This is a genomic window from Curtobacterium sp. Arg-1 (assembly GCF_025643395.1).
GTDB classification, from domain to species: Bacteria; Actinomycetota; Actinomycetes; order Actinomycetales; family Microbacteriaceae; genus Curtobacterium; species Curtobacterium poinsettiae.
Genome location: NZ_CP095731.1, coordinates 495,064 through 515,930, shown reverse-complemented (window position 1 = coordinate 515,930; position 20,867 = coordinate 495,064). Strand labels below are relative to the sequence as shown.

The 20,867-nt window shown below is 70.2% G+C and carries 16 protein-coding genes; 5 read left to right on the top strand and 11 right to left on the bottom strand.

Annotation, left to right across the window (positions count from 1 at the left end; genetic code table 11):
* Positions 1-131 precede the first annotated feature (131 nt).
* Positions 132-2,840, bottom strand: a complete 2,709-nt coding sequence (locus tag MXD64_RS02545) for a glycoside hydrolase family 2 protein (RefSeq protein WP_263137092.1) — start codon at positions 2,838-2,840, stop codon at positions 132-134.
* Between the two features lie 237 nt (positions 2,841-3,077).
* On the opposite strand from MXD64_RS02545, the gene MXD64_RS02540 reads away from it, so the two are divergent.
* The gene (locus MXD64_RS02540; RefSeq protein WP_042538705.1) at positions 3,078-3,497 is read left to right on the top strand and encodes a hypothetical protein; all 420 of its coding nucleotides are present in this window, start codon (positions 3,078-3,080) and stop codon (positions 3,495-3,497) included.
* A 101-nt stretch (positions 3,498-3,598) separates the two neighbouring features.
* The gene (locus MXD64_RS02535; protein WP_017886373.1) at positions 3,599-4,429 is read left to right on the top strand and encodes an aldo/keto reductase; all 831 of its coding nucleotides are present in this window, start codon (positions 3,599-3,601) and stop codon (positions 4,427-4,429) included.
* A gap of 72 nt (positions 4,430-4,501) precedes the next feature.
* Here MXD64_RS02535 and MXD64_RS02530 read toward each other — a convergent pair whose 3' ends face one another.
* Positions 4,502-5,647 (bottom strand): class I SAM-dependent methyltransferase, encoded by a 1,146-nt coding sequence (locus MXD64_RS02530; RefSeq protein ID WP_263137091.1) that lies wholly within the window; start codon positions 5,645-5,647, stop codon positions 4,502-4,504.
* Positions 5,648-5,769: 122 nt separating this feature from the next.
* Between MXD64_RS02530 and MXD64_RS02525 the strand changes: the two genes are divergently transcribed.
* Positions 5,770-7,827: an Ig-like domain-containing protein gene (locus MXD64_RS02525; protein ID WP_263137090.1), complete on the top strand. Its 2,058-nt coding sequence runs from the start codon at positions 5,770-5,772 to the stop codon at positions 7,825-7,827.
* Positions 7,828-7,897: 70 nt separating this feature from the next.
* Here MXD64_RS02525 and MXD64_RS02520 read toward each other — a convergent pair whose 3' ends face one another.
* From MXD64_RS02520 to MXD64_RS02500, 5 genes are all read right to left on the bottom strand, one after another.
* Positions 7,898-8,308 (bottom strand): heat shock protein transcriptional repressor HspR, encoded by a 411-nt coding sequence (locus tag MXD64_RS02520; RefSeq protein ID WP_027464889.1) that lies wholly within the window; start codon positions 8,306-8,308, stop codon positions 7,898-7,900.
* A 126-nt stretch (positions 8,309-8,434) separates the two neighbouring features.
* Positions 8,435-9,439, bottom strand: a complete 1,005-nt coding sequence (locus MXD64_RS02515; RefSeq protein WP_017886377.1) for a DnaJ C-terminal domain-containing protein — start codon at positions 9,437-9,439, stop codon at positions 8,435-8,437.
* A 41-nt stretch (positions 9,440-9,480) separates the two neighbouring features.
* Positions 9,481-10,140: a nucleotide exchange factor GrpE gene (locus MXD64_RS02510; RefSeq protein WP_082046895.1), complete on the bottom strand. Its 660-nt coding sequence runs from the start codon at positions 10,138-10,140 to the stop codon at positions 9,481-9,483.
* 2 nt (positions 10,141-10,142) lie between these two features.
* Positions 10,143-12,008 carry a molecular chaperone DnaK gene (dnaK, locus tag MXD64_RS02505; protein ID WP_017886379.1) on the bottom strand — a complete coding sequence of 622 codons (1,866 nt, stop codon included), beginning with the start codon at positions 12,006-12,008 and terminating at the stop codon, positions 10,143-10,145.
* A 270-nt stretch (positions 12,009-12,278) separates the two neighbouring features.
* Positions 12,279-12,614, bottom strand: a complete 336-nt coding sequence (locus tag MXD64_RS02500; protein ID WP_156155329.1) for a hypothetical protein — start codon at positions 12,612-12,614, stop codon at positions 12,279-12,281.
* 208 nt (positions 12,615-12,822) lie between these two features.
* On the opposite strand from MXD64_RS02500, the gene MXD64_RS02495 reads away from it, so the two are divergent.
* Positions 12,823-15,885, top strand: a complete 3,063-nt coding sequence (locus MXD64_RS02495) for an Ig-like domain-containing protein (RefSeq protein ID WP_263137089.1) — start codon at positions 12,823-12,825, stop codon at positions 15,883-15,885.
* 151 nt (positions 15,886-16,036) lie between these two features.
* Here the strand turns inward: MXD64_RS02495 and MXD64_RS02490 are convergent, their stop codons facing one another.
* Positions 16,037-16,498, bottom strand: coding sequence for a DUF3060 domain-containing protein (locus tag MXD64_RS02490; RefSeq protein WP_214519725.1), 462 nt, complete (start codon positions 16,496-16,498; stop codon positions 16,037-16,039).
* 97 nt (positions 16,499-16,595) lie between these two features.
* Between MXD64_RS02490 and MXD64_RS02485 the strand changes: the two genes are divergently transcribed.
* Positions 16,596-17,741 carry a glycosyltransferase gene (locus MXD64_RS02485; RefSeq protein WP_263137088.1) on the top strand — a complete coding sequence of 382 codons (1,146 nt, stop codon included), beginning with the start codon at positions 16,596-16,598 and terminating at the stop codon, positions 17,739-17,741.
* Positions 17,742-17,823: 82 nt separating this feature from the next.
* On the opposite strand, the gene MXD64_RS02480 is transcribed toward MXD64_RS02485, so the two are convergent.
* Genes MXD64_RS02480 through MXD64_RS02470 form a run of 3 tightly spaced genes read right to left on the bottom strand, consistent with a single transcriptional unit; the run spans position 17,824 to position 20,853 of the window.
* Positions 17,824-18,948, bottom strand: a complete 1,125-nt coding sequence (locus MXD64_RS02480; protein WP_071250628.1) for a glycosyltransferase — start codon at positions 18,946-18,948, stop codon at positions 17,824-17,826.
* A complete protein-coding gene (locus MXD64_RS02475; protein WP_263137087.1) occupies positions 18,926-19,519 on the bottom strand; it encodes an arsenate reductase/protein-tyrosine-phosphatase family protein in 594 nt (197 codons plus the stop codon). The genes MXD64_RS02480 and MXD64_RS02475 overlap by 23 nt, the downstream gene beginning before the upstream one ends.
* Entirely contained in the window at positions 19,516-20,853 is a 1,338-nt protein-coding gene (locus MXD64_RS02470; RefSeq protein ID WP_263137086.1) for a hypothetical protein, read from the bottom strand. The genes MXD64_RS02475 and MXD64_RS02470 overlap by 4 nt, the downstream gene beginning before the upstream one ends.
* Positions 20,854-20,867: the final 14 nt, after the last annotated feature.

Here is a 20,867-nt window from a genome sequence, read left to right as displayed (position 1 = left end):
GGGCGCATCGCGAACGACATCTGGGGCCTCCTGTCGACCGATCGACGAGGAGATCGATCGGACGCCGGAGTCGCTCAGGTCACGACATCGAGCGGCGCACCGTCAAATATATCACCGTGTCGTTCTGCATATCAACGGTCGAGCGCGCGGTCCAGACTCCAGAGCACGGGCGCCTCCCGGAGCGCGGGGACGTCGGCCTCGGTCACCCCGCGCAGCCGGAACACCACCCGTTCGCCGGGCAGCAGCGTCATGAACCCGCGGTCGACCGTGCCGCCGGCCGCCACACGGTCCGGCTGCACGAGCAGGTCGCGGACGAGCGAGTCAGCCTCGACGGTCAGGTCCACGCCGCCGTCGACCACCGCGAACGCGGTCCGGTAGCGCGCCGGCTCCCAGCGCATCGCAGCGTCGGGGCCGGGGGTCCAGACCGCACGGCGCCAGTCCATGTCCGCGACGATGAGCTCGTTCGCCGGGTCGTCGACGACGCCCACCGACTCGGGCAGCGACACCACCGCGACGCCGGCGCCGGACAACCGGACCGGCAGCGACACCTCGGCCAGGATCGTGCCGGCCGTGGTGATCCGGCGGACCCGGACGACGCTGTCGTGCCCGGTGCGGGTCGACCGGACGGCCACCTCGACGGGCGAGGACCCGAAGGCGCCGGGCGAGACGCCCAGCGAGAGCGTGTCCGCGAGCGCACCCAGATCGGCCGTCTCGCCGGCCGCAGGCGACGCACCCGGGTGATCCGGGCCTCCCGTCCGCTCCGCACCCGACGCACCCGACGCGCTGGTCGGAACGACCGCACCGGACGCGTCGGCCGCCCCAGGCGCCACCGACACCGACGACACCGGACGGATCGTCAGCAGCACGTCGTCGTACAGGCGGCGCAGCTCGTGCGCCAGCGGCTTCAGCCGCCCCGCCGAGTCGATCGCGGACCACGACGACACCGGCCACAGGTCGTTCAGCTGCCACACCACCACGCCGGTGTTCCGCGGCCAGTGCGTGCGCCAGTGCTCGATGCCGGTCGCGATCGCCCGTGCCTGCTGCAGCTGCGTCAGGTAGTGCCAGGCGTCGAACGCTGCCGGGTCGACCCCGCCGAAGCGCGGCTCCAGCCCGCGGGCCAGCTTGGCCATCCCGTCCGCCGCCTTCTGGTGGTGGACCACACCGGGCGAGTCGACCCGCAGCGGCGCGTCCGTGACCGCATCGCGCAGCGTGCGCCAAGCGGGCGGCGCCTGCCAGCCGAACTCGGACACGAAGCGCGGCACCGACTCGCGGTAGGCGGTGTCGGGCAGCCGGTTCCAGACGTCCCAGGAGTGGTGCGTCTCGTGGTCGACCTCGTTCGCGGGCAGCGACTCGGAACCGGACCACGGCGACGCGACCGTGTAGAAGCGCGACGGGTCGACGGCGTCGACGATGGTCGGCAACAGGTCGAGGTAGTAGTCGAGGCCCCAGCCCCGATCGCCCAGCTCGGCACCCCAGCCGTCGGCGTCGTGCAGCCAGATGTTCTCGTTGTTGCCGTTCCAGACCACCAGCGAAGGATGGCGGGCGAGCCGGGCGACGTTGTCCCGCGCCTCGGCGATGACCTCGCTGCGGATCGGCTCGACCTCCGGGTAGGCGGAGCAGGCGAACGGGAAGTCCTGCCAGACGAGCAGCCCGAATTCGTCGCAGACCTCGTAGAAGTCGCGCGATTCGTACACGCCGCCGCCCCAGACGCGCACGAGGTTCGTGCCGAGCGACGCCGCGGCACCCAGCCGGGACTCGAGCCGGGCGCGGTCCACGCGCGAGACGATGACGTCGTCGGGGATCCAGTTGACGCCACGGACGTCGACGAGGGTGCCGTTGACGTGCACCGCGAAGGGGCGACCGATGCCGTCCACCTGGGTCTCGATCCGGGTCGACCGGAAGCCGGTGCGGAACGTGTCGCGGTCGAGCACCTCGCCGTCGACGGTCTGCAGCTCGACCACGACGTCGTACTGCGGCTGCGCGCCGTAGCCGCGCGGCCACCAGCGTCGTGCCTCGGGAACGCGCACGGTGACGACCGTCTCGTCGTCCTTCGGGGTCAGCTGCGCGCGGGAGCGCTGACGCGTGGTGGCGCCGTCCTCGGTCTCGCCGCTCACGGTGACGACGAGCACCAGGTCGTCGTCCTCGCCGTCCTGGTCCAGGTCGTTCATCCCCGAACGCTCGACGGTGATGTGGGCGTCGAGCACGCCCTCACCGGCCTCGACGTCGACGAGTGGACGCACCTCGCGCAGGCGCGCGGTCGACCAGCGCTCGATCGCGACCGGCCGCCAGGGGCCGCTCGTGACCGCGGTCAGGCCCCAGTCCCAGCCGAAGTTCGACGCCATCTTGCGGATGTACGGGAACGGTTCGTCGTACGGGCCCGGCATGCTGCCGGCCTTCGCGGCCACCCGGCCGGCCTCGCGGTACGGCGACTCGAACAGGATCTCGAGGTCCTTCGTGGTGCCACCGGACCCCGTCTGCACCCGGGCGTCGAACCGGTAGCGGCGGTGCATGTTGCGGGTCGTGCCCACGACGACGCCGTCCAGGCTGAGCTCCGCGACGGTGTCCAGGCCGTCGCAGACCAGGTCGACGCGCTCGTGTCCGCGCGGGTCGACGTCGACCGTGCGGCGGTAGGCCCAGTCGGCGCGGCCGACCCACTTGGCGGCCTGCTCGTTCAGGTGGAACGTCGGGTCCGGCAGCAGGCCCTCCCGCTCCAGGTCGGTGTGGACCTGGCCCGGCACCGTCGCCGGGATGGTGCGGCCCACGACGCCGTCCGGCGCACCGGTTCCTCCGGCCATCGTCACGGTCCAGTGGTCGCGGAGTTCCTCGCGTTCGAGGGTCATGCGGGTCCTTCTCTTCGGCGGCAGGGTGTCCGTCAGCCTCGGTCGGGGACGCCGGCCGGCGGCCCGGCCCACGACCGGTCCCACGGCCTGGAGGCGCGGCACCGGTTGCCCGGGCGTCGTCACGCCGCGCGCGCGAACGGGGTGCGCTCGCGCGAGGGGTGCTCGGCGATGCTAGTACGGGATGCTTTCGGCAACCTAGGTGGTGACAGGGGCGGGTCGCGCGGGCAAGGTGGGAACGTGATCACCGTCGAACTCGCCAGGTCCCTCCGTGACGCCGGCCTCCGCTGGCACCCCGAGACCGGGGACCGGTTCGTGATCGACAAGCCCGGCATCGACGACGACGTCTACACGGTGTCCGAGATGACCGTCGAACGGCACGACTCCCCCACCGGCACGATCCTCGGCTTCAACGGCACCACGGAGTGGGCCCTCGACTCGGTCACCGCGTCGGAGTCGCTCTGGCTGCCCCGCGAGGACCAGCTGCGCGACCTGCTCGGGCCGTCGTTCATCGGGCTGACCCGGGTGCCGGTCGGCGGGCGCCTGGTCTTCACGGTGACGGCGACGATCGGGGGCGTCGACCGCAGCTTCGCGTCCGAGGTGCCCGCGATCGCGTACGGGCAGGCACTGCAGGCGTACATCACGGCTGCGCTCTCCTGAGCTGCGCAGCCCGCGCGGCGCAGCCCGAGCGGCGCGCCCGGGCTCGCCGTTCCTGGGTGTCGGCGGAATGCGCGCTGAGGGGCGTTTGGTTGCATGGGTCCATGACCGTTCCGAACATCACCCTGAACGACGGCAAGACCATCCCGCAGCTCGGCTTCGGCGTCTTCCAGATCGACCCCTCCGAGACGAAGGCCGCCACGCTGGCTGCGCTCGAGGTCGGCTACCGCCACATCGACACCGCCGAGATGTACGGCAACGAGAAGGAGGTCGGTGAGGCGATCGCTGCGTCCGGCATCCCGCGTGAGGAGATCTTCGTCACCTCGAAGCTCAACAACGGCTTCCACGACCCCGAGGCTGCGCTGGAGAACGGCAAGAAGTCGGCCGAGCTGCTCGGCGGCTACACCGACCTCTTCCTCATCCACTGGCCCCTGCCCACCGTCTCGGACTTCGTGCCGACGTGGAAGGCCTTCGAGGAGCTCTACGCCGCCGGTACCGCCCGGTCGATCGGTGTCTCGAACTTCCAGACCAACCACCTCAACCGCCTCGCCGCCGAGACGACCATCACCCCGGCCGTGAACCAGATCGAGGTGCACCCGTACCTGGCGCAGGACGAACTCCGCGCCTACAACCGTGAGCACGGCATCGCGACCGAGGCGTGGTCCCCGATCGCGCAGGGCCTCGTGCTCGACGACGAGACCATCACCCGCATCGCCTCGTCGGTCGGCAAGTCCCCGGCGCAGGTCGTCCTCCGTTGGCACATCCAGCGCGGCGACATCGTGTTCCCGAAGTCCGTCACGCGCGCCCGCGTCGAGGAGAACTTCGCGATCTTCGACTTCGAGCTCTCGGACGAGGACATGACGGACATCACCGGCCTCGACAAGGGCCACCGCACGGGTCCCGACCCCGACACGTTCGACTACGTGCCGGCCTGATCGATCCCAGCACAGCAGCACGTCGCGAGAGCCGTCCGGGTCAGCCCGGGCGGCTCTCGCCGTCCGTGGCCGTCAGCGGTTCGTCGCGACCGAGGCCGTCACGGTGAACTTCGGGGTCCTGACGACCTCGCGGGTCGGCCCGACCAGGCGCGAGAGGACCGGCCGGTAGCGCAGGTGCGTGTTCCAGACGCACCACAGTTCACCGCCGGCCTGGAGGATCGTGGCCGCGTTCCGGAACATCGCCTCGGCGGTGTCCGTGGTCACCGCCGTGTCCGCGTGGAACGGCGGGTTGCACAGCACCAGCTGCGCGGACCCCTCGGCGAGCTCGTCGCCCGCGTCGGTCCGCAGCACCGTCACCCGGTCGGCGACCCCGTTGGCCTCCGCCGTCGCGCGCGTCGACTCCACCGCGATCCGCGACACGTCGGTGGCGACCACGCGGACGTTCGGTCGGCGCAGCGCGGTCGCCGCTGCGATCACGCCGTTGCCACTCCCCAGGTCCACGACCGTGCGCGCGGTGGGGACCGCTCGGTCCATCGCGTCGAGGAGCACCCGCGTGCCCTGGTCGAGCGACGTCCCCGCGAACACGCCACCGTGCGCGACCAGGGTCATGCCGAGGTCGTCGACGTGCACCGACCGGGGCCAGGGGTTCGTGGTCGCGGCACGGGTGGCCTGGGCGCGGAGCGGGTCCTGCGCGATGAGCAGCCGCGACTTGCCCCGGCCACGCGAGGCAGCGACGTCGCCGAACGACCGGCGCAGCACGTCGTTCTGCGACAGGTTCATGTACTTGACGTTGCCGCCGCAGAGCAACACGACGTCGGGCGCGGCGAACCGGGCGACGGCGCGGGCGATCTCGTCCAGACGGTCGTGCGACTTCGACAGCCGCAGCACGACCAGCCGGACGTCGCGGAACGCAGCCTCGAACGAGTCGGGGTGGTGGAACCCACGGAGTCCGAAGGTGCCGGCGTTGGCCTCGAGCGCCCGCTCCCCCACCAGGGAGTCCTGCACGACCCGGATGTCGCTCGCGCCGTACTGCGTGATGAGGCCGAGCGTCAGCACCCCGTACCGGTCGTCGACGACCGCGACCTCGCCCGGCTGCCGGAGTGCGTCGCCGTGCACGTGCGGTGCTTCGTCGAGCAGGAAGCGGTCGGTGCCGTCGATCGCGATGAGGTCGGGCGCGTCGTCGTCGCGTCGGCGGAAGAGGTCGGCGAAGTCTGGCACCGCGTCAGCGTACCCGGCGACAGCCCGCGGCGAAGCGCATGGTGATTGCACTCGCGATATCAACAGCCTGTGTATTTCACATGTCAATACACTGGGAGTCCCCCCACCAGAAGGAGCCCTCAATGGCATCCACATCGTTCCGGAGCGCCGCGGTCGTCTGCGGCGTCCTCACCGCTTCCCTCGGCTTCGGCTTGCTGACGCCCGCGGCCGCCACCGCTGCCACCGCCACTCCCGCAGCCGCCTCGTCGTCGGACTCCACCGTGCAGGAGACTCTTCCGGACTTCGATTCCATCCCCGTCGATCCCTCGCTGGAGGCACTGCGCTTCTCCATCGACTGGAGCACCCCGTGGTCATCCCGCATCGTCGGCGGACGAGCCGGTGGTGGCGACGACGTCTGGCTCGTCAGCGGCAACCAGGTGTACGACCGGAGCACCACCGGCATCTTCTTCCTCGTCGTGCAGGACCGCCACAAGGACGAACCGCTCGAAGCGATCCGCGTCCACACCGCCGCCGACGGCACCCAGACCCGCGGCGAGCGCACCCCGATCCCCCGCACCATCAAGATCGACGGACTGCAGCAGCAGAACACGTTCACGCCCGGCACCACCCACTTCGCCGGCAGTGCGACCGCCGGTGCCACGATCGTCGCGAAGGACACCACCTCGGGCGCCACCCTGTTCACGACCGAGGTCAGCGGAGCCCGCAACGGGACCGGCACCTGGAGCGCCGACGCCGACCTCACCGACGCCGACCACGTGATCACCCTCACCCAGACGACGACCGACGGCCGGACGAACGAGCTCCGCGACGTCCGGTTCTCGCCGGCGGCATCGGACGCGCCGACCGCACCCACGGTCGTGCAGAAGGGGCGCGTCCTCGACGGGTCGTTCGTCGTGGCGGGTTCCGTCGCTGAGGACGTGGACTCGGTCGTCGTGCAGGACGAAGCCGGCTCCACCATCGCCGACGCCCGCCTCGGCGAGACCGGCTACTCCGCTCGGCTCCCGCAGGACCGCGTCGGCTCCACGGTCTACGTCGTCGGACGCACCGCCGACGGCACCTCCTCGGCCCGCGTGCCCGTCGCGCTCGAGCAGCTGCCGATCGACCCGACTGCCGCCGCACCGTCCCTCCGGTCCGTGTTCGTCCACCCGGACGGGCGCGTCCAGGTGGTCGGGGAGCGCGATGACGCTCCTGGGCTCTGGATCCTCGACGGAGACCGCGTCGTCGGGCACACCACCCGCGCCGATGCGGTGTGGAGCTACACGATCGCCGCCGCCGCGACCGGCAAGCAGCTCGACATGGTCAACCTGGTCTTCGACGGCCGCGACTTCAGCGGGACATCGGAGCGCGTTGCGCTTCCCCGCCTCCTGCGGGTCGAGGGCCTCGCGGACGAGAACGACTACACGCCGGGCAAGCGGGCGTTCGCCGGCACCGCCGAGGCCGGCGCGACGATCACCGCGACCGACCAGCGCGGCCAGCGACTCTTCGAGACGAAGGCAGACGGCGCACGGTCGGGCGTGGGCACCTGGGACGCCACCGCCGACCTGACCAGCAAGGACGGGTACGAGGTCACGTTCACGCAGACCACCGCCGACGGACGCTCCTCGGTGATGCGCAACATCGCCTTCACCACCGAAGACGACGCCGTCGCACCGCTCGTGGTCACGTCCCCCGGGATGAACGGCACCGCCTCCGGCCCCCGCCCCACCTTCACCGGCACGGGCCAGGCCGGGTCCACGATCGAGATCCGCGGCACCTCCCGCGTCGTCGGGACCGCCGAGGTCAACGCCGACGGCAAGTGGAGCGCCACGTCGAGCATCGACCTCGGCCGCGGCAGCTACGCCCTCACCGCGAAGCAGACCACCACCGGCAACGCCACCAGCGAAGCCCCCGTCCGCTTCTCCGTCACCGCCACGGCAGCGCCGTTGACGGTCACGTCCCCCGGGATGAACGGCACCACCACCGGACCCCGCCCCACCTTCACCGGCACCGGCCAGGCCGGCTCGACGATCGAGATCCGCGGCACCTCCCGCGTCGTCGCGACCGCCGAGGTCAACGCCGACGGCAAGTGGAGCGTGGCGTCGAACATCGACCTCGGCCGTGGCAGCTACGCCCTCACCGCGAAGCAGACCACGCCCGGCAACGCCACCAGCGAGCTCCCCGTCCGCTTCACCGTCAAGTAAGCCACACAGCCCACACAGAACGCCCCCGGTGACCACTCGGTCACCGGGGGCGTTCGCCTGTCGATCCCCGTCAGCGCGGTCCGCGGTACAGGACGATCTGCGTGTTCCGCTGCGGCCGCGACCCCGCCTTGAGCGAGATCGCCGCACCACTCGCGGTGGCGGCGAAGACCCGCGCACCGGGCCGGTTGATGAGCTGGTCGGCCAACGCCGACTCGAGTTCGCGCACCCGGTCGCGCAGCGCCTTGTTCTCGTTCTCCAGGTCGAGCACCCGCCGGATCCCCTCCAGCGACACCCCCTCGGAGCCGAGTCGCGCGATCTCGCGCAACTGCACGACATCGCGCATCGAGTACCGCCGCGACCCACCCCGGGTGCGACCCGGCACGACCAGGCCGAGCCGGTCGTACTGCCGCAGCGTCTGCGGGTGCATCTCGGCGAGCTCCGCAGCGACCGCGATCGCGAAGACGGGCGAGTTCTCGTCCATGTCGGTCATGGCGCGTTCCTTTCCGTCGTCCGCGTGGGGTGGAAACCAGCCTGGAGGAACGGCGAGCGTCCGTCAGGAAGCCGCGCCGTTCCTCCAGGCCGGGTCTACTGCATTGCGTGCGCGACGCTAGTCGCGCGCCTTGGCGAGGAGGTCCTCGCGGGGGTTCTCGTCGGGCAGCGCAGCCGCGAGTGCCTCGACGGCCTCGCGCTGCTTGTCCGACAGGTGCGACGGCACCGCGACCTGGACGGTCGCGAGCAGGTCGCCCGTGCCGTTCTTCGTCGTGACGCCGCGGCCCTTGACGCGCAGGACGCGACCCGACGGCGTGCCGGGGGCGACCTTGAGCTTCACGGGCGAACCGCCGAGCGTCGGGACCTCGATCGTCGCGCCGAGCGCTGCCTCGGTGAACGTCACGGGGACGTCCACGCGCAGGTTGAGCCCGTCGCGCTCGAACACCGGGTGCTTCCGCACCGACACGGCGACCACGAGGTCACCGGCCTCTCCGCCATCGGGCGAGGGCTCGCCGCGGCCGCGCAGACGGATCTTCTGACCGTCGGCGACGCCCGCGGGGATGCGGACGTTCACCGGTCGGCCGTTGCCCTGCGACAGCTTGACGGTGTCACCGGCGATCGCCGTGGTGAAGTCGAGGGTCGTCGACGCCGTGACGTCGCGGCCCTTCGTCGGCCCGCCGAAACCGCGGTAGCCGCCGGAGGTCTGGCCGAAGCCGCCACCTCCGCCGAACATCCCGCCGAGGATGTCCTCGAATCCACCGGCACCGCCGGGGCCACCCTGGCCGAAGCGGACACGCTGTCCGCCGCCGCCCTGCTGCCCGAACATCCCGCCGAAGACGTCCTCGAAGCCGCCCTGGCCCCCGCCGCCCGCTGTGAAGCGGGCGCCGGAGCCCATGGCGCGGACCTGGTCGTACTCCTGGCGCTGCTCCTTGTCGGAGAGCACCGAGTACGCCTCGCTGATCTCCTTGAAGCGGTTCTCGGCGGCGGCGTCACCCGGGTTGGAGTCCGGGTGGAACTGCCGCGCGAGCTTCCGGTACGTCTTCTTCAGCTCGGCGTCGGAGGCGTCCTTGGACACGCCGAGGACCTTGTAGAAGTCCTTGTCGAACCAATCCTGACTGGCCATGGATCACCTGCCTTCTTCTGTCGTCACCGTGGGGACCCGGCTCAGGCCGGGACCGCCACCGCGACCTTGGCCGCGCGGAGGACGCGCTCACCGAGCTTGTAGCCCGGCTCGACGACGTCCGCGACGGTCTGTCCGGTGGCGCCCGGGGTGGGGAGCTGGACGATCGCCTCGTGGATGTTCGGGTCGAACGCCTCGCCCTTCTCGCCGATCTGCACGAGCTTGAACTTCTCGAAGCCCCCGCGGATCTTCTGGCCGATGACCTGCATCGGCCCCTCGGCGAGGTCACCGTGGGCCTCCGCCCGGGTGAGGTCGTCGAGCGCCGGCAGCAGGGCCCGCACCACTTCGGCGATGGCGACCTCGCGGTTGGCCTCGCGGTCACGCTCGACGCGCTTCCGGAAGTTCACCAGCTCGGCCTGCGCACGGAGCATGTCCGCACGCATCTCGGCGACGAGGTCACGGTCCTCGGTGCTGAGCTTGTCCTCGGCGATGCCGCGGGCTGCGTCGGCGAGCAGCGCTTCGTCCTCCGGGGAGAGGTCGTTCGCTGCATCGGCCGCCGGCCCCCCGGCGGCGGGGCCGTCCGTCGGTACTTCGACGTCGGGCCCCTCCGCCTCGATGAGGTCCTCGGGCTCGGCCGCGTTCGTGGCGTCGCCCTCGACCTGGGGCTCGTCCTCGTGGGGCGCGTTGTCCTTGGGATCCGTCATCGTTACTTCTTGTCCTTGTCGTCCTCGTCGTCCACGACCTCGGCGTCGACGATGTCCTCGTCGTCGGCCGGCTGCTCACCCGCGGGCTGCTCGCCACCGGCGGCGCCGGCTGCTGCGTCCTGCTGGCTGTAGATGGCCTGGCCGAGCTTGCCCTGCGACTCGTTGAGCTTGTCGAAGGCGGTCTTCACGGCGTCGTCGTCCTCGCCCGCAAGAGCGGACTTGAGCGCGTCGACATCGGCCTGCACCTCGGACTTGACGTCCGCGGGGAGCTTCTCGTCGTTCTCCTTGATGAGCTTCTCGATCGAGTAGACGAGCTGCTCGGCCTGGTTGCGACGCTCGTTGGCCTCGCGACGTGCCTTGTCCTCGGCGGCGTGCTCCTCGGCTTCGCGGACCATGCGCTCGATGTCCTCCTTCGGCAGCGACGAGCCGCCGGAGATGACCATCGACTGCTCCTTGCCGGTGCCCTTGTCCTTGGCGGACACGTGCACGATGCCGTTGGCGTCGATGTCGAAGGTGACCTCGACCTGCGGCACACCACGGGGAGCCGGGGCGATGCCGGTGAGCTCGAAGGTGCCGAGCGGCTTGTTGTCGCGGGTGAACTCGCGCTCGCCCTGGAAGACCTGGATGGCGACCGACGGCTGGTTGTCGTCAGCGGTCGTGAAGGTCTCGCTCCGCTTGGTCGGGATCGCGGTGTTGCGGTCGATGAGCTTCGTCATCAGGCCGCCCTTGGTCTCGATGCCGAGCGACAGCGGCGTGACGTCGATGAGCAGGACGTCCTTGCGCTCGCCCTTCAGCACACCGGCCTGCAGCGCGGCACCGACGGCGACGACCTCGTCCGGGTTGACGCCCTGGTTCGGGGACTTGCCACCGGTCAGCGACTTGACGACCTCGGCCACGGCGGGCATGCGAGTCGAGCCACCGACGAGCACCACGTGCGCGATGTCGTTGACCGAGACGCCGGCCTCCTTGATCACGTCGTTGAACGGCTTCTTGGTGCGGTCGAGCAGGTCGGAGGTCATCTGCTCGAACTGTGCGCGCGAGATGGTCTCGTCCAGGTTCAGCGGGCCCTCGGCGGTGAGCGTCAGGTACGGGAGCTGGATGTTCGCCGACATCTGCGACGACAGCTCCTTCTTGGCCTGCTCAGCCGCTTCCTTCAGGCGCTGCTTGGCGATCTTGTCCGTGGACAGGTCGACGCCGTGCTCGTCCTTGAACTTCTTGACCAGGTAGTCGACGATGCGCTGGTCCCAATCGTCACCACCGAGGCGGTTGTCACCGGAGGTCGCGCGGACCTGGATCGTCGAGAAGTCGTCGTCCTTGCCCACCTCGAGCAGGGAGACGTCGAACGTGCCGCCACCGAGGTCGAAGACCAGGATGAGCTCGTCTTCCTTGCCCTTGTCGAGGCCGTAGGCCAGAGCGGCGGCGGTCGGCTCGTTGATGATGCGGAGGACGTTGAGGCCGGCGATCTCACCGGCGTCCTTCGTGGCCTGGCGCTCGGCGTCGTTGAAGTACGCCGGCACGGTGATGACCGCGTCCGTGACGTCTTCGCCGAGGTACTGCTCGGCGTCGCGCTTGAGCTTGCCGAGGGTGCGGGCCGAGATCTCCTGCGGCGTGTACTTCTTGCCGTCGATCTCGGTGGTCCAGTCGGTGCCGACGTGACGCTTGACCGACGCGATGGTGCGGTCGACGTTCGTCACGGCCTGGCGCTTGGCGGTCTCGCCGACCAGGACCTCGCCGTCCTTCGTGAACGCCACGATCGACGGCGTGGTGCGCATGCCTTCGGCGTTGGCGATGACGGTGGGCTCGCCACCTTCGAGAACGGAGACGACGGAGTTGGTGGTTCCGAGGTCGATGCCTACTGCACGTCCCATGTGTTGCTCCTCTTGCTTTGGGGTAAGTCGTTGGACTTGCGTCCGATGGACTCAACCCTACTCCTGAGCCACCTAGAGTCAACTTCAGGGGGAGCAAACCTGCGCCAGTCCCACTCAACTCCCAGCCGGGAGGCCAGCCCGCTAGCGGGCTCGTATGTTGGTATTTCACGTGATATTCTGAATACACATGCGCCGCTGGAGTCTGTCCACGGGCGTGCCCCTTCCCGCACAGCCGCCGTCGCGCGGCCTGTCCTGAAAGATGCACATGTCTCACAAGAAGAGGGCATCGACTGCCCTCAAGTCCATGGGTGCGGCCGGGCTGGCCGCTGCCACCATCGTGTCCGGCCTGTCCTTCGGCTCCGCGCCTGCCGCCGCCGCCCCAGAACCCCGTTCAATTTCGACCAATGCGACCGCATCCGGAAAATTTGTCTGGCAGTGGAACGAATCGTCGGGATATTGGGCCGTCGGATCGAATTTCCGTGTAACCGAGTACTCGTCGCTCGCCGCCGCGAATGCTGCGGCGATCACCGCGACGTTCACGCAGGGCAAAGGGCAGCTCAGGGTGGGATCGAGCTGTTTGCAGCCCTTCAAGCCGGAAGGGTTCACGCTCGGGCCTTGCTCAACGGCAGAAGAAGTCAACCTCAGTGGAGGGGTTCTCTTCGTCGGCTCATATGTGGTGCTGCCTCTGAACGGCTATGTCAGCAGAGGCGGCAGCACCGGCTACCATCTTGCAAACTACGATGCAATGTTCCCGCGGAACCAAGGTCTGACGGCGAACGTCACGTCTGTTGATCACGTCGCAAAGACCGCGGTCGTGTCGGGGACAGCAACGCCGAACGGTACCGTCACGATCGGCAGCAAGGTCGCCAACGTCAACTCGAGCGGCAACTGGTCGATGACCGTCGAGGGGCTCGCCGACGGCGCGAACACACTCACCGCGATCCAGAAGGTGAACAACACCGAGGTCGACCGCAAGAACGTCGTCGTCACGATCAACAACGCCGCGATCATCGGCCAGACCGGCGCCGCTGTCACGCTCGAGCGCGGTGCGACGACCCCGGTCGAGTCGCTGTTCGAGACCAAGGGCAGCGTCAGCCGTCCGCAGGGCAAGGTCGAGTTCACCGCCCCCGCAGGTACCACCTTCGCCGAGGACCAGGACACGATCGACGGCGCCTACAAGAAGCCGGGCGAGGTCTGGGTGAACTCCTCCATGACGCTCACGAACGGAGTGCGCTCCGCTGACGGCACGAAGTACACCTTCGACTTCGCACCCACGTCGACGAGCTGGAGCCTGCCCGACGCATCCCTGATGCGCTGGAACATCGACGTGAACACGCCCGAGGACGCCGAGGCCGGCACCTTCCCGATGCGTACCGTGCTCAGCGGTACCGCCACCGAGGGAGCGTTCAACACCACCAGCACCACGCAGGCCACGGTCGAAGCCGCCGAGGTTCCCGCACCGGACGCGCTCGTCGTCACCACGCCGGCCGACGGCTCCACGGTCGACTCGAAGCGCCCGGTGTTCTCGGGTACCGGCGACGAGGGTGCCACGATCGAGATCCGCGACGCCGAGGACAACCTCATCGCGACCACCGTCGTGAAGGACGGCGCCTGGAGCGTCCCCGCGACCGCGGACCTCGCGGACGGTTCCTACGAGTTCGACGTGACCCAGACCCCGCTCGCCGGGGCGCCGAGCACCGAGAAGGTCTCGTTCACGGTCGCGACGAACCCGCTCACGACCGAGCTCACCGCGGTCGGCGCATTCGATGACGACGTCACCAAGCCCGCGACGATCTCCGGCGACGCCACCACGGGCGCGACCGTGATCGTCAAGGACAGCCTCGGCAACGAGGTCGGCCGCACCGAGGCCGTCGACGGGAAGTACTCGATCCCGGTCCCGCCGTCGTTCGCCCACACCGGCGTCAACGACTTCACCGTGACCCAGACGAAGAACGACACGACCTCGCCCGAGAAGGACGTCTCGCTCGACTACGGCATGCCGGCACCGATCCGCATCACCAGCCCGGCGAACGGCTCGACGGTCCAGAAGGACGGCCTGACCTTCACCGGTACCGGTGACGAGGGCGCCCGCATCGACGTCCGCGGTTCCGTCCGAGCCATCGCGACCGGTACCGTCACCGATGGTGTCTGGAACGCACCGGTGACGATCGACCTGGCGAACAACGTCTACAACCTGCGCGCCGTGCAGACCACCAAGGGCGGACTCACGACGCAGGTCCCGATCACGATCACGATCACCGACGAGGCTCCGGTTGCTCCGTTGACCGCGACCGCCGCGTTCAACACCACGGACGAGAACCTGCCCGCCGCGATCACCGGCTCCGCCGACCCCGGCGCAACCGTCACCGTGAAGGACAGCAACGGCGACACCATCGGCACCGCCATCGCCACCAACGGCCGCTACACGATCACGATCCCCGCGAACAAGGCCCACTTCGGCGTCAACGACTTCACCGTCACCCAGACCGTCCGAGGCCAGGTCTCCGCACCACTGGACCGCTCCCTCGACTACGGCAACCCCGCAGCCCCGGTCATCCAGACCCCGGCCAACGGCGCCACCGTCACCAACGGCTCCATCCGCTTCACCGGCACCGGAGCCACCGGCGCCAAGCTCGACATGCGCGGCAACAGCTCCTCCGTCGGTGACACCAAGATCGCCGACGGCGCCTGGACCGTGGACGTCACCCGCCAGCTCAACCCGGCGGTCTACGACCTCCACGCACTCCAGACCAGCAAGGGCGGCCTCACCCAGCGCGTCAACATCACCGTCACCGTCCGCAACGAGGCTCCGGTTGCTCCGTTGACCGCGACCGCCGCGTTCAACGCCACGGACGAGAACCTGCCCGCCGCGATCACCGGCTCCGCCGACCCCGGCGCGACCGTCACCGTGAAGGACAGCAACGGCGACACCATCGGCACCGCCATCGCCACCAACGGCCGCTACACGATCACGATCCCCGCGAACAAGGCCCACTTCGGCGTCAACGACTTCACCGTCACCCAGACCGTCCGAGGCCAGGTCTCCGCACCACTGGACCGCTCCCTCGACTACGGCAACCCCGCAGCCCCGGTCATCCAGACCCCGGCCAACGGCGCCACCGTCACCAACGGCTCCATCCGCTTCACCGGCACCGGAGCCACCGGCGCCAAGCTCGACATGCGCGGCAACAGCTCCTCCGTCGGTGACACCAAGATCGCCGACGGCGCCTGGACCGTGGACGTCACCCGCCAGCTCAACCCGGCGGTCTACGACCTCCACGCACTCCAGACCAGCAAGGGCGGCCTCACCCAGCGCGTCAACATCACCGTCACCGTCCGCAACGAGCAGATCACGGCGCTGACGGCCAACGGGGTCTTCGACCGTGACGTCGAGCAGAACGCCGTCGTCTCGGGCAACGCCCAGACCGGGGCGGACGTCATCGTCCGCGAAGGCACGACGATCATCGAGAGCGTCAAGGCCGTCGACGGGAAGTACTCCGTCACGATCCCCGCCACGGTCGCCGGCGTCCGCACCTTCACCGTCACCCAGACGGTCAACGGCACGGTCTCGGCGCCCAAGACGGCGACGCTCGACTACGGCACGCCCGCGGACCTCGTCATCGAGACCCCCGGCAACGGTGGGACCCTCCGCGGCGACCAGGTCGTCTTCACGGGGACCGGTGCCCCCGGCGCCAAGGTCGTCCTGAACGGCACCGTGAGCCGCCTGGGCTCCGCGACGGTGAACGGTCAGGGCGCCTGGACGATCTCCGTCGAGCGCACCCTCACCCCGCAGGCGTACACGCTGTTCACCAAGCAGATCACCAAGGGCAACCTCAACGGCCCTGCTGACCAGCGCACCATCAACGTCATCCGGTAACACCACCAGCACCACGCGACGGGCGCCCCTCCACCAGGAGGGGCGCCCGTTCCCGTGCGTCAACCGCGATGCGGGAGGAGAACAGCGGGACAGAACGACGAATGCCGCCGGCCTGGGGCCGGCGGCATTCGTCGTTCTGCGTGTGTGTCGATCAGCGCGTGCGGAACACGTTGTCCTCGCCGTCGTCGCTGATCTCCGGCTCGTTGTCACTGGTCAGGCGGTTGCCGTCGGTGGTCACCCGCACCGAGCCGACCTGCTTCGCGGCGATGTCGTTGATGGAACCGGAGACGACGAGTTCCTCGACGTTCCCGAGGTGCACGACCGCGTTGCCCGCGGTGATCTCCACCGACGCGCAGTCCCCGACGGTGACGTCCTTGTTGGCCTGGTCGACGACGGCCTTGCCGTCCTTGCACCCGGCCCGGACCTTCTCGATGTCGGCAGGCGGGTTCGAGAAGACCTGCTCGTCCGCCTTGGCCGTCGCGCTCGCACTCGGCTTCGGGGTCGGCTTGTCGTCGCCGGTGCCGGAGCACGCGGTCGCTGCAGCGAGGATGCCGACGGCGGTCAGTCCGGTGACGAGCAAGCGGCGGACGGGAGGATGGGAGCTCAGGGCCATGGTGTGTTCCGATCTGGAGCGGGAGGTGTCGGGTGCGTCATCGGACCCGCGGACATATGTATGTCACGTTCTATACAATACTTGATATGCTGAATGCATGACAACTGATCGGTTGCCTCTGGTGGCCTTCCTCAGCCACTCCGCAGCCCTCTCCGGGGCAGAACTGCTCGTCGCGCGGGTGACCGCCTCGTGCACGACGATCGAACCGATCGTGGTCCTCGGCGAACACGGCCCGCTCGAGGAACGCCTCGCCGACTCCGGGGTGCGCTGCCAGGTCGTTCCCCTCGATGCGACCGTCCGGCACCACACCGCCACCACGGGAGCTGGGCTCCTCGCGAAGACGGTCAGCACGCTCCGCGCCACCCACGAACTTGCCCGCGTCCTGCGCGCCCTCGGTGTCGACGTGCTGACGACCCACTCGGCGAAGGCACACATCTGGGGTGGACTCGCCGGGCGGCGGGCCGGGATCCCCGTGGTCACCCACGCACACGACCTCGTCGGTGCCGATGAGTCGTCGCGAGTGAACGCAGCGCTGCTCCGGCTCGCGTTCGCGGTCCTCCCCCGGACGGTGGTCGCGAACTCCCGGACCACGGCCCGGTCGCTCGGTCGCCTGCCCCGGCCCGTCGCCGTCGTCGCCTGCCCCGTGTCCGTCCCGCCGGAACCAACGCCGCACACCGCTCCGGTGTGCACGATCGGCATGGTCGGACGCCTCACGCCGTGGAAGGGTCAGGACGTCGCCCTCCGCGCCTTCGCGGCCGCCCGCGCGTCCGGTCTCGACCCCGACGCACGACTCCGTCTCGTGGGTGCACCGCTGTTCGGCGCCGACGACGCGTTCGCCCGGTCGCTCCACACGCTCGCGTCCGAACTCGACGTGCGGGACTCCGTCGACTTCCGTGGGCACCAGCACGACGTCGCCGCCGAGATGGCCGCGTGTGACTTCGTCGTCCACGCCAGCACACGCGCGGAGCCGTTCGGACAGGTCGTCATCGAGGCCATGGCGCTGGGCCGGGCCGTGATCGCCAGCGATGCGGGTGGCCCCGCCGAGATCATCACCCACGATCAGGACGGCCTCCTCGTCCCACCCGGCGACGTCGCAGCGCTCGCGTCCGCCATGGTGCGACTGGCAGACGGCCAGGAGGCCCGGGATCGGCTCGCCGACAACGGCCGTCGGACCGCCAGGCGGTTCGACCTCCCGCGCGTCGTCGCGCAGCTCGAAGCGATCCTGGTGGCGGCCGCCCGCTGACGCGGGACGGCGGCACTGCACGTGCGCGGCGCCTGCCGCGGGCCGACCCGGCGACGACTGGCGGGCCTCCTGGCCGGGCGCGTCAGGAACGGACCGCGCTCGGGATCCCGGTCCACGCGCCGATCTCGCGCCGGAAGCGTGTGGTGGAGAACGTGTCGGCCCGCGCTCGGCAGTCCGCACCGTCGAGTCCCGCAGCCGCCTCGACGGCCGACCGGATCGTCGACGGGGCGAAGTCGTGCAGGACGACACCGCTCCGACCGGGCTCCACCGAGTCGCACGCGCCGCCGACGGCGTTCACGACGACCGGCGTGCCGAGCGCCATGGCCTCGACCGGCATGATGCCGAAGTCCTCCACCGGTGGGAACACGTAGACGGCTGCACGCTGCAACAGTGCCGCCAGGAGCGCGTCGGACGGCCGGACGACGATGCGGACGTCGACGTCCGAGTCAGCGGCGAGCGCCCGGAGCCGTTCGAGGTCGGGTCCGTCACCGGCGAGCACCACCGGCCGCGCAGATGCCCGGCCGGCCTCGATCACCACGTCGAGTCGCTTGTACGGCACGAACCGGGACGCACCCAGCAGGAAGCCCGCGGGCAGCGACTCGAGCAGCGCACGCTCACGGTCGTCGAGCACCTGCGCCCAGTCGTCGACAGCGGTGAGTCGTTCGACCCCGACGGGCGGGTGGATCACGACCGCATCGACGTCCCAGCTCGCTCGGATGCGCTGCTGCACGAAACGACTGTTGGCCGCGACGTGCCGGAGCGCCCCACCCCGACGGCGGTCCACTGCACGGAGCGCGGGACCCGCGACCCGTGCGGCGACGGACGAGCCGCGGGCATCGAGCTCCGGGTTCCAGAGGTACCGCGCCGGTGTGTGCACGTAGGTGAACTGGCGCTCGGGATCGACACCGGGCACACGGGCCTGGTGCGCGAACAGGTGCGAACTGACGAGCGCCCAGTCGTACGGTCCGAGGTCGCGCAGCCCGTGCGACCACAGCGCGGGGAGGAAGGGGACGGCCAGGGCCTTGCGACCCCGCAGCGGCGTCGGCGCGAGGGCGCTCTCGATCACCCGCCGGCCGGGGTACCGGCCGGGGGCGTCGTTCCAGAGGCCGAAGAGATCGGCGTCCGGGTACTCGTCCGCCATGGCGTCGAGGACACGTTCGGCGCCGCCGACCGCTTCGATCCACTCATGCACGAGCAGTCCGCGCATCGCGAGCTCCTTCCGTCGCTCGTGCGGCACAGGCGACGACGGCGTCGATCGCCTCGTCGGCCAGCGCGCACATCCGGGCGTGGTCGGCGTCGTCCCCACGGACCGGGTCGGCGATGTCGTCCGCCTCCGGCTCGGTGGGGGCGGTGCCGAGTCGGGAACGTGCGACCAACCTGGGGAAGTCGTCCCAGAACCCCGCGCCGACGGCGTCCTGACCGAGGAGCGGACGGACGAGCCGTTCGAACTCGCGCAGCGTGAACGTCCGCCGCAACAGCGCGGGAGCGATGTCGAGCACCGCGGCACGGTGCTGGCGTTCCAGGGTGAGCACGAGCGCGGGGCCGTCGAGCACGCGTGCCGTCAGGGGCGTCCCTGCGAAGCCGGAGGGATCGGCACCGTGGCGCAGGACGGCGTCGGACGAGCGCGGGAACATCGCCGCACCGGGCTCGGCGGCGGTCCCTGCGCTGGACACCTGGAACGCTCCCGGGGCGACGGCGTCCAGGCGGGCCCGGAGCACGCGTTCGACGTAGGGGGAACGACAGACGTTCCCTTCGCAGACGATGAGGATGGCGATCACGATCGAGTTCCTGTCAGTGCGGGGACGGTGGGCCGGCGGGTGGGAATCGTGGGCCGGAGGGTGGGGACGGCGGTCGGGACCCACGTCGGGGTCGCGCAGGCCGCGATGAGGACCCAGAGGACCGGGGTCGAGAAGTCGGGCGTCCCGACGACCTTGGCGACGACCAGCGCGACGAGTGCCGTGGCCGCCGCGACCGTGCCCGGACGCCGGATCGCGGTCGCGACGATGCCCGTGACGAGTGCCGCGAACGCCGCGGTGCCCGGGATGCCGACGGTGGACAACAGGGACATGCCGAACGACGACGGTCGGTTGCTGCCGATGCCGGCGCCCATCCCGAGCGTGTCCGCGAGGACGCCCCAGCTGAACGTGTCCGCCCCGGTCCGGGAGTCGTACGACTTGCTGTCCACCTTGTCGACGACGAGTTCCCGGATCGGCGCGAGCAGGTGGTCACCGGCGACCAGGGCGACCACGGCCGCAGTGAGCACGCCGATGACGAGCCACGGGGTGCCGACGCCACCGCGGACGACGTACCGGACGGCCAGGACGACGATGCCCAACCCGATCACGACGGTGGATGCGACGACGGCCGTGCCCGAGGACGCCTGCAGCAGGTTGGAGCACGCGAGGGCTGCCGCCGCGGACCAGAGGAACCGGGTCCGCCCGGTGGAGCGCAGCGCCGCAACGACGAAGAACGCGACCGCGGGCAGGGAGAACGCGGCGAGCTCGCTCGGTTCGCTGAAGACCCCGCGCAACCGGTCCTCCGTCGTGGTCCAGGCGTACGCCACGTTCGGCAGGGTGTCGAAGAGGGGAGCCGTCACGTCCGCTCGGAACAGCAGGAGGAAGCCCCGGATGCTCGTCGTCACCGTCCCCACGACCAGCGCGACACCGACCGCGAGGACGGCACCCCGGACGCGCACCAGGTAGAGCGCGCAGCAGGCGGCGAGGAGCAGGTAGGCGAGCTGTGCCCCGTTGCTCACCGTGTAGGCGAGCACACCGGGGTCGGCCACCTGGTGATCGACTCCCCCGCGCGAGACGAGGACCCGGATGCCGCCGAACATCCACGGAGCCAGCGCGGTGATCACCGTCGTCCACGCGAGGAAGACGGCGAAGGCGTTCGCAGTCCAGTGCGACGTCCCCAGTCGACGCGTCCCGAGCAGTGCGCAGGCGCTGGCTGCTGCCGCGACGGTGAACAGCGGCACGCCGTTCCCCCCGACGACGACGCCCGCCGAGTACGGCAGCCCTGCAGCCGCCCCGATGATCACCGGCAACCACTCGCGACGCACCGTCAGTCCGACGCCGAGCGCGACGAGGAGCAGGGTTCCGAGGACGGTCATCCGCGCCTCCTCCA

Excerpts from the sequence above, each read along its gene's own strand:
- MXD64_RS02480 (WP_071250628.1), bottom strand. The coding sequence starts at position 18,948 with ATGCGCGGACTGCTCGTGCATGAGTGGATCGAAGCGGTCGGCGGCGCC.
- dnaK (WP_017886379.1), bottom strand. The coding sequence starts at position 12,008 with ATGGGACGTGCAGTAGGCATCGACCTCGGAACCACCAACTCCGTCGTC.
- MXD64_RS02470 (WP_263137086.1), bottom strand. The coding sequence starts at position 20,853 with ATGACCGTCCTCGGAACCCTGCTCCTCGTCGCGCTCGGCGTCGGACTG.
- MXD64_RS02490 (WP_214519725.1), bottom strand. The coding sequence starts at position 16,498 with ATGGCCCTGAGCTCCCATCCTCCCGTCCGCCGCTTGCTCGTCACCGGA.
- MXD64_RS02515 (WP_017886377.1), bottom strand. The coding sequence starts at position 9,439 with ATGGCCAGTCAGGATTGGTTCGACAAGGACTTCTACAAGGTCCTCGGC.
- MXD64_RS02535 (WP_017886373.1), top strand. The coding sequence starts at position 3,599 with ATGACCGTTCCGAACATCACCCTGAACGACGGCAAGACCATCCCGCAG.
- MXD64_RS02520 (WP_027464889.1), bottom strand. The coding sequence starts at position 8,308 with ATGGACGAGAACTCGCCCGTCTTCGCGATCGCGGTCGCTGCGGAGCTC.
- MXD64_RS02510 (WP_082046895.1), bottom strand. The coding sequence starts at position 10,140 with ATGACGGATCCCAAGGACAACGCGCCCCACGAGGACGAGCCCCAGGTC.
- MXD64_RS02545 (WP_263137092.1), bottom strand. The coding sequence starts at position 2,840 with ATGACCCTCGAACGCGAGGAACTCCGCGACCACTGGACCGTGACGATG.
- MXD64_RS02525 (WP_263137090.1), top strand. The coding sequence starts at position 5,770 with ATGGCATCCACATCGTTCCGGAGCGCCGCGGTCGTCTGCGGCGTCCTC.
- MXD64_RS02485 (WP_263137088.1), top strand. The coding sequence starts at position 16,596 with ATGACAACTGATCGGTTGCCTCTGGTGGCCTTCCTCAGCCACTCCGCA.